We start from the raw sequence: 8,471 nt of genomic DNA, 5'->3' as shown, positions 1-8,471 counted from the left end.
ATTTGGAAGAGACGAAAACCCATCTCTTACTTGATACTCGATCGATTTATAACCACCTTCGATGAGGACCTGGAATTTTCTCTCAAAGCTATATTGCTTGTTTGCTTGACCTATGAAATCGAGGACTGTTAATTCCTCTTTTCCTGGAAATACTCTTAGGCCACGGCCTAATTGCTGCAAGAATACAGTAAGGCTCTCTGTAGGTCTGAGGAAAAGAACAGTGTTAACCTCTGGTATGTCCACTCCCTCATTATATAAATCCACAGAAAAGATGAATTTAATCTCCCCAGAGGTCAGCCTTTTTCTAGCATTTTGCCTCTCATCTCTTTCTGATTCATCGGTTAGAGCTAATGAACCAATTCCAGCCTCGTTGAATATTGATGCCATGAATCGTGCATGTTCTTTGGTTACGCAGAATCCAAGTCCAACGACTTTGTCTATATCAGCAACATATTTCTTTGCTGAATCAACAATGGAAATTGCCCTAGACCTGTTGTTTACATATGCTTGGCTTAGTTCATTTATATCATATTTACCACGTTCAAAAGTGATGCTTGAAAGATCTACATTATCTGTGATCCCAAAGTATTGAAATGGAACCAATAGACCTCTATTGATAGCTTCTGGTAACCTAATTTCACTGGCTATGACATTATTATAATATTCTCTAATATCAGATCCATCCATCCTTTCAGGCGTAGCTGTTAATCCAAGGAGGATCTTGGGTTGATAATATGTTAATAGATCTTGATAACTTGATGCAGCGCCGTGATGGGTTTCATCCACAATGATAAAGTCATAGTTATCAGGACTCATCTTAGCAATGAATTCTTGAGTGTTGAAAGTTTGAATTGAAACGAATAAATGATCCAGGTTGGATGGTTTATTATAGCCATCGTAAATATCTCCAAAATTGTTATCTCTCAATACTCCTCTGAAACATTTCAAACTCTGGAGTAATATTTCTCTCCTATGCGCCACGAATAGTAAAGTATTTGGTTTTCCTGGATTAGCCCTGCAGAATCTCCTATAATCAAAGGCCGAGATAACTGTCTTCCCAGTTCCAGTAGCCGCTACGATTAGATTTCTAAATCGGTTATGTAAGGTTCTTTCAGCGTCCAATTCCTCTAGTATCTCGGTTTGGAAGGGAAATGGTTCGATATCGAACATATAACTAGTGTCAGCGATTTCTCTAGATGACTCCTGGTTGATTGCGATTCTTAAAGTATTTTCATCATCCTTGGAAAATATTTTAAAATCTTGATCGTTCCAGTAGGTATCAAATGTGGCATTTACACTCTTCAGAATATGGGGGAGATCCTTCTCTGTTACCTTCACATTCCATTCGAGTCCACCGCTTAAGGCAGCGCTTGACAAATTGGATGAACCGATATATGCTGTACTAAACCCGGAATTCCTGGAGAATATGTAGGCTTTTGCATGAAGTCGTGATGATCTTGTATCATAAGATATTTTGATCGTTGTATTGGGCAATCTGGCTAATTCCATCATCGCCTTTAATTCAGTGGCACCCATATAGGTCGTGGTGACTATTCTTAGTGGTTTTTCAATGCAGAATTCCCCTAATTCCTTAATTATTAGGCGCAATCCACTCCATTTTATAAAGGAAACAAGAAGGTCTATTCGATCAGACGTTGATATTTCCTTTTTTAATTCATTCACCATTTGGGGTTCGAGCCTGCCTCCAGTAAATAGAGTACTTATCGAAATTGACGTATCGGGACGAACTGGAGTTTTCTTACCTTCCAAAGTTTCTAGTCGTTTTTTTTCCCAAATAACCATTAACCTTTGAGCGTCGATATTGATCAATGAATCCAAAAGCTCGTTTTCATCTGTTATTCTTGAAAGAAGCTCAATGATTTGGTTACAGGCTGATATTTGGTTTTGTAACCCTGAATCATCTTTATAATCTTCCATTAATATTTTTAATCCCTTTTCAAGAACTTCTGTCATATAGCGAGACAGTATTGTCTTACTTTCAGCCGCGTCGATTTTCTCCTTAAGAATTAGAGTGTCTTTTTCATCAAGAGAGTTAAGCGATCTGTCCAGGGCCTGGTTAATGACTTGCTCATATATTCCATTGAAATAAGTCATCAATATCGAGCAATGGTTACTTGTTATAAATAATATATGTAAATAGACATATTTTTAAAATCAAATTAGCCAATCGCTCAGTGAGCGAATTAAACCCCATCAAAAAATTTTACAGCGAAATCACAAAACTGGATTATCGTTTCTTTATCCAAATCAAATTCCTTTCTACTTTTTAGGTAGTTTCTCGATGTTGACGAAATTTCTTTACCTTCTCTTAATTCAGGTACAGTAATACATTTGATATGCTTTTTTGAAACGACAATGATGAAGGCGTTATCATAAGGATAATCTCTAGGAAGATCTTTAAAACTAAACTGTTCACTTGCTCTGAATTTCACTTCGACAAAGTATACATTTCTTTGTTTATCTTGGACCACGAAGTCTGGCATTCTCTTAATATTTTCGGCAACATCGCTTCTAACACCTCTAAGTAGCTTCATAACACCTGGTATTGTATTTTCCATGCCATATCTAAAAACGCCCCATTCCATGGATAAGAAAAGTTCCTCAACAAGCGTCTCTGCGATTCTAGCCTTGATCATGTTTTGACGATAGTTTAATTCCTGATCCGACAAGCCAGAAGGTTCGATTACTTCTTCATGGATTGAATTCCCATTTTTCTGATTGTTATAGCATTTAAGGCAGAAGTCATACCTTGCTTCCTGCCCGCATTTCTTGCATTGCCCCACATCTATCGCCAAATTGACATCATTGAATCGGGGACGATAAACAAGCTGCAAGTAATTATCAAATTGAATATACTCGTATACAGCTTCAGTTTTCATTAGAATCTTTGTACTTACCCATTCTTCCATCTTTTGAAGAATAATCCAATCTAGTAATGCTAAAGGATCTTGCATTACAATTGATTAACCCTAAATACGGCTCTCCCCGTTCTATCCATATGTCCTCCCCGCTGGTAGACCTCAACACCCCCATCGACCCCAAATGGCACGAGAACGCCAGCAAGAGGTTCGCCAGCCCCTTCATGGGCACCAAGCACGACCGCATCTCTGTCGACCCGATGATGCTCTCCCACGCCGCCGTGGTCTGCGGCAAGACCATCCGCGATTTCTACGAGCAGCCGGAACTGGGCGCGCACTGCGTGGCGGCCGCTAGTCAGTTCTACGATCTCCTCCCGGTCACCCACTGGTACTTCTCGCTGCCCTGGCTAACCGAGCTCGGCGTCACCATGCGGTACATGAACGAACTTCCGCCGGTGATCGAGCGTCCGATCGTCCACGACCTGGAAGCGATCGATAAGATCGAGGTCCCGGACACGGAAGAGATGGAGAAGGGCAAGACCGCCCAGGAGCTGTTCCGGGTCAACGATTACGTCCTGGAGCACATGCCCAAGATGTTCCTGCCGATGACCTACACCTCAGACCTGACCGGAGCGGCTGCACAACTCTGCGGCGTCGAGGACTTCATCATGTGGACGATGGTCGAGGAGAAGTCAGCTCACACCCTGGTCAAGAAGTACACCGAGACCGCTGTCAACGGCGCCGAGGTCATGGCCAACAAGTACGGCATGGCCATGATCGCCACCGGTTCCGTCCTGGGCAACAACGACATATTCTCCGACCAGGCGGTGAACGATTACTCGATCAGGTATCTGCACGACTTCGTGAAGAGCGCCATGAACAAGGGCGCCGGTCCGCAGGTGTTCTACCATCTGTGCGGAAACCACGAAACGGACTACAAACTGTTCAAGGACCGGATCATCTGGTCGCCGTTCACCATCATGCACGTCGGCTATATGGGCCGGGACGTGTTCCCCTCCGATCTGTTGGTAAAGGAGTTCGGTAACATGGGCACCGTAATGGGCTCGGTCGACACCAAGATCATGGCGATGTCCAATCCGAAGGCCGTCTATGAGCAGGCGAAGAACCAGATCTGCAAGGGCCGGGACAGCCCGTGCGGTTACATACTCGGTACGGCGTGTGAGGTGCCGCCTTACTCCCCGCCGGAGAACATCCATGCACTGGTCCAGGCGTCGAAGGATTTCGGTACATACGGTACCTGGTGAGTCGGAGAACCTGTCCTTTCACCAAATGCCCGGGAACAGTCGGTACCGGACCTTCTTGGTGTATTCAGAATAACCTTCCAGTTCCTTGCCGAGCATCTTCTCCTCACCGATTATCCTACCCATCAGGAGTATGGTGACCACTATGCCGATGAACAACCCGAACTCGGAACCGAGCAGTAGGGGCGTACCGGTCAGCATCATTATCGCGCCAAGGTACATCGGGTGCCTGACAAACCCATAGACCCCGGTCGAGACCACCGACTGCTTCCTCTCCTCCTGTATCCTGACCAATGGCGACAGGAAGGTGTTGTCGGCATATGACCTGAAGAAAAGATAGTAGGACCCGATCAACATCGCCGCCCCGATCACCTTTACCCACAGCGGGAACTCCGGGGACCATCCGTACCTCCGCGCGTCCAGCGGCATCACTACTATCCATGATATGAAACCGATCGCCAGGCCGGCGACGACATACCGATCCCAGCCCTTCTCGTTGCCGGTGCCAGGCTTCTTGTATCGTTCCTCCAACAGCTCCGGGTCCTTTCGATACAGGTAATAGATCGTCGAATAGCAGAGCAGGATGAACCATATGCTGAATATCCACCCTTCCGGCCAGGTCAGATCCCCAGAGAGCAGGATGATCAGAACAGGGAACATCAGTATGAAAAGAGATGACCCGATGACCTTAGTGACCTTCATTGCTATCAACGGGTAACGGAATCGGCAGGCTTAGTCAATGTCGCCGTTCATGTACGGTAATATAAATATCAACGAAAACGGTTCAAAGTGCATGCGCAAGGTCATCCTCGAACTCAATCCGAACGAAATGGTCCGTAAGCTTCAGGGATCGTTCATGGACGGCATCGAAGAGATCGAGATGGTCGATCTGCTCCGCCTCGACCTTCAGCATGGGGAGAAGCTCGGTGTCGTCCGTATCCGCTTCCTTCCGGGAGGTTCGGTCCGCTCCAACGGTTCGCTCGGCGTCATGGAGGTCGTCAACGTCATCGAAGAGACGGAGAACGAGGCGGTCGTCCTGGTGAAGGCCAAGGCCCCTCCCGAGTTCGAGCTGATGGCCAAGAGATTCGATCTCGATCTCGTGTGGACCACGCCGATGAAGGTCAGCCGTGAAATGATCGTGTACAGTTTCATCGGCGACGATGAATCGATCCGGAAGATGGTCGCATTGCTCAGGGAATTCGGTGAAACGGTCAGGGTCTCGATACAGGAGGCAACGTTCCAAGGTCCGGAGATGCTCTCCTCTCTGACCGCGAGGCAGAAGGAACTGCTCCTGGAGGCAAAACGCCTAGGTTACTACAACTATCCCCGGAGCATTAGCGCAGGGGACCTGGCCAAGGCGGTCGGGCTGTCCCGTTCCACCGTCGTCGAACACCTCCGCAAGGCGGAGAACAGACTGTTGGACCAGGTCCTCGAAGGTCATTGAAAAATATGAATCATTCTACAGGAACCGGAACTGCCCCGGGGGGATGAGCATCTCGAACCTCGCCCCCTCTCCCGGTCTGCCGGTCTCCTTTATCGTGATCCCGGTGATGGCCAGGACCTCCCTGGAAAGGAACAGCCCCAGGCCGGTCCCATGCCCGTGGCCCTTCTCGAATATGCTTTCCTTCTCCGCCGGCGGAACGCCCGGACCGTTGTCCTGATAGGCGATCATGAGGCAGTCCCCGGCGGCGTGGCAGTCGATGGTCACCCGCGGCGGCTTGCCCGCGTACTTGACGCTGTCCTCCAGCAGGTTGTGGAACACCTTCTTCAGCATCGGGTCGGCGCTGACCTGCAGACCCCGCGCCCGGCCGGATATCTCCAGGCTCGCCACGTTCTTGGCGATGCCCAGCCCCTCGACCGTATCAGCCACGCCCTGCCAGGTCGGGGCGGTCGTGCCCAGCTCCTGGTAGTCCTTGGCGAACTCGATGTGCGAACCGATGATCACAGCCGCCTGCTCTATGCGATCCAGCCGCTCCGTTGGGTCGGCACCAGGCCGTCTGCCCAGCTCAACGTTCCCCATGATCGTGGTGACCTGGTTCTGGATGTCGTGGCGGGTTATGTCTCCCAGAAGCTCGAGCTTATGCCGGACCTTCCGCACCTCCATCTCCGCCTCCTTCCGCTCGGTGATATCCCTCAGCGTGAATATCGAGCCTTCGTACACCTCATCGGTGAACAACGGATTGACCGAGACTGCCGCCCAGAACTTGGAGCCGTCGCTCCTCTTCAACCGGTAATCGAGATGCGCCCTGTCGCCCCTCCTGCGCTTGGCCGGGTTGGCGAACGGGGATATCTTCGACTCGTCGCACAGGAACACGTCCGGGTCGACCCCCACCAGCTTGTCCAGAGGCAGGCCCAGGACCTCCGACGAACGTTCGTTGGCGAATACGATCCGGTTCTCCGCATCCACGGCGATTATCCCCTCGGAAAGGCAGTCCAGGATGCGGTTCTGCTTGAGCTTGGTCTCCTTGATCAATCTCCTGGTGCTCTTGGTGTTGGAGATGTCCTGCACGATGCCGAACAGCAGGACGCGCCCCTTGTAGGATATCGGGGCCAGGAATATCTCCACGTCCCGGACCTCCCCGTTCTCCAGGCGGTGCGGGGCGAAGAAATAGTTCTTCTCGTTGTTCTTCGCCGACCGGATCCGGTTCCAGTACTCCTCCAGCGGCAGGATGCTGATGTCCGACAGCTTCATCCTGGACATCGTACCCTCGTCGTAACCGTAGAACCTGCAGGCCGCCTTGTTCGCGTGTACGATAAGGTCGGTGTCCGGCTCTATCAGCAGCATGTTCGCCGGGTTGCTGACGAACAGGCTCCTCATGTTCTCCCGCTGCAGCATCAGGCGCGACTCGAACTCCTTCTGCCGGGTGATGTCCTTGAAGCTGAAGAACCACCCGACTATCTCGTTGCCGATCCTCTCCGGCGTGGAATAGACCTCGGCGACCCGCCCGTCCTGGAACTCCAGGATGATGACACCGTCCTGGTCCGGATTGTTCCGGCAGTCCTCGACATATCGTGCGAACCGGTCCGGGTCCTTCAGCTGGTTCTTGGCGTAGTCGATCACCCTTTGTGCGGACCCAGTCTCCATGATGGATGATGGTATCCGCCACATATCCAGGAACCGGAGGTTGTGCTCCGATATGACCCCGTCATCGGTGATCACCAGGATCCCTTCGTCGCTGGAGTCCAGGGTAGCTCTGAGGACCGCCGTGGAGTGCTGGAGCTTCATCTCGGTCCGTTTCAGGGCGGTGACGTCGTTCCCGATCGCCAACAGCTCGGTCACCCGGTCATACGTGTCCCGGACCTCCCGGAGGGTCCAGGAGACCCATGCCTCCTTGCCGCCGGACCTGGCCGGGAAGGTGTAACTGTCACTGTGCTTGCCGGAGGTAAGGAACTTTTGGAACTGCTCGGCCAGGCCCAGGTCCGGATAGTCCTGGGGCAGGACCAGCGTGCCGATGACCGGTTTGCCGATGGTCTCATGCCCGGCATCGAAGAACTGCATCCCGAACGTGTTCATGAAGACTATGTTGCCTGCCGGGTCCAGCTTGAGGATTATGCTGTTGGCGCCCTCCACCAGGTCCCGGTACTTCCTTTCGCCCTGGGCCACCAGCCCCTCCGCCCTTCTCCTCTGGGCCAGCTGGATGATGGCGTTCTTCAGCTCTCGGAACTGGACCTGGGGGTCGCCGCCCTTCTGCAGGTAGAAATCGGCCCCGTTGTTGATCGCCTCGATGGCGACCTCCTCGCGCCCCCTGCCGGTGAACAGGATGAACGGCGTGCGGTCACCTTTCGCTCTTAATGTCTTCAGAAGTTCGATGCCGTCCATCGTGGGCATCTGGTAGTCGGACACGATCACGTCATAGGTGCCGCTTGCGATGGCGGCGAGGGCACGATGGGGAAGCTCCTCGATGTCCACGTGTATCTCGTCGTCCTGTTCGAGGAACGTCTTGGTTATCTCAAGAAGTCTCGGTTCATCATCGACATAGACGACTCTCGGCATTGCCCAGCAACATCAGCGATAGGGAACTAATAGATTGCCATGGAACCAGGACCGGACCGGAATTCGAGTGGCTCGTTATGATGCTCCGATCAGGATGACCTCTGAGCGATGATATCAGTCGATCAGGCAGGGACGGCGTGATCAGACTTATTTCTCCTACGCTCCTTAGACTTCCCGGCATCGTTCCCGAACATTTCTGGTAGCATTTGAGTCCGCGCGATGTGAGGCAGCTGATGCCAGGCGAAACTTTGACCAGAATATCGCAAAATGAATAGGGATACGGGCCGATAGAAAGAGAAAAAAAATGGTTTGGACCGGCCGCAAAATATCGATGGA

At 51.0% G+C, this 8,471-nt stretch carries 6 protein-coding genes; 2 read left to right on the top strand and 4 right to left on the bottom strand.

Annotated elements, in window-relative coordinates:
- Together VGK23_13200 and VGK23_13195 are read right to left on the bottom strand one after the other, a co-directional pair.
- The coding region (locus VGK23_13200) for a DEAD/DEAH box helicase family protein (protein HEY3421502.1) at positions 1 to 2,115 on the bottom strand (2,115 nt) is incomplete at its 3' end.
- 89 nt (positions 2,116 to 2,204) lie between these two features.
- Positions 2,205 to 2,930 carry a hypothetical protein gene (locus VGK23_13195; protein HEY3421501.1) on the bottom strand — a complete coding sequence of 242 codons (726 nt, stop codon included), beginning with the start codon at positions 2,928 to 2,930 and terminating at the stop codon, positions 2,205 to 2,207.
- Between the two features lie 89 nt (positions 2,931 to 3,019).
- Here VGK23_13195 and VGK23_13190 point away from each other — a divergent pair, with 89 nt between their 5' ends.
- Complete coding sequence (locus VGK23_13190; GenBank protein HEY3421500.1) at positions 3,020 to 4,144, top strand: uroporphyrinogen decarboxylase family protein; 1,125 nt, start codon at positions 3,020 to 3,022, stop codon at positions 4,142 to 4,144.
- Between the two features lie 18 nt (positions 4,145 to 4,162).
- On the opposite strand, the gene VGK23_13185 is transcribed toward VGK23_13190, so the two are convergent.
- Positions 4,163 to 4,843: an isoprenylcysteine carboxylmethyltransferase family protein gene (locus tag VGK23_13185; protein ID HEY3421499.1), complete on the bottom strand. Its 681-nt coding sequence runs from the start codon at positions 4,841 to 4,843 to the stop codon at positions 4,163 to 4,165.
- 91 nt (positions 4,844 to 4,934) lie between these two features.
- Here VGK23_13185 and VGK23_13180 point away from each other — a divergent pair, with 91 nt between their 5' ends.
- Positions 4,935 to 5,585 carry a helix-turn-helix domain-containing protein gene (locus VGK23_13180; protein ID HEY3421498.1) on the top strand — a complete coding sequence of 217 codons (651 nt, stop codon included), beginning with the start codon at positions 4,935 to 4,937 and terminating at the stop codon, positions 5,583 to 5,585.
- 15 nt (positions 5,586 to 5,600) lie between these two features.
- Here VGK23_13180 and VGK23_13175 read toward each other — a convergent pair whose 3' ends face one another.
- Entirely contained in the window at positions 5,601 to 8,135 is a 2,535-nt protein-coding gene (locus VGK23_13175; GenBank protein ID HEY3421497.1) for a PAS domain S-box protein, read from the bottom strand.
- Between the last annotated feature and the right edge of the window lie 336 nt (positions 8,136 to 8,471).

This window comes from Methanomassiliicoccales archaeon, from assembly GCA_036504055.1.
Classification (GTDB): domain Archaea; phylum Thermoplasmatota; class Thermoplasmata; order Methanomassiliicoccales; family UBA472; genus DASXVU01.
The sequence above is the reverse complement of the archived record's forward strand: the minus strand, read 5'-3'. Positions and strand labels throughout refer to the sequence as shown.

Excerpts from the sequence above, each read along its gene's own strand:
- VGK23_13185 (HEY3421499.1), bottom strand. The coding sequence starts at position 4,843 with ATGAAGGTCACTAAGGTCATCGGGTCATCTCTTTTCATACTGATGTTC.
- VGK23_13190 (HEY3421500.1), top strand. The coding sequence starts at position 3,020 with ATGTCCTCCCCGCTGGTAGACCTCAACACCCCCATCGACCCCAAATGG.
- VGK23_13175 (HEY3421497.1), bottom strand. The coding sequence starts at position 8,135 with ATGCCGAGAGTCGTCTATGTCGATGATGAACCGAGACTTCTTGAGATA.
- VGK23_13195 (HEY3421501.1), bottom strand. The coding sequence starts at position 2,930 with ATGGAAGAATGGGTAAGTACAAAGATTCTAATGAAAACTGAAGCTGTA.
- VGK23_13180 (HEY3421498.1), top strand. The coding sequence starts at position 4,935 with ATGCGCAAGGTCATCCTCGAACTCAATCCGAACGAAATGGTCCGTAAG.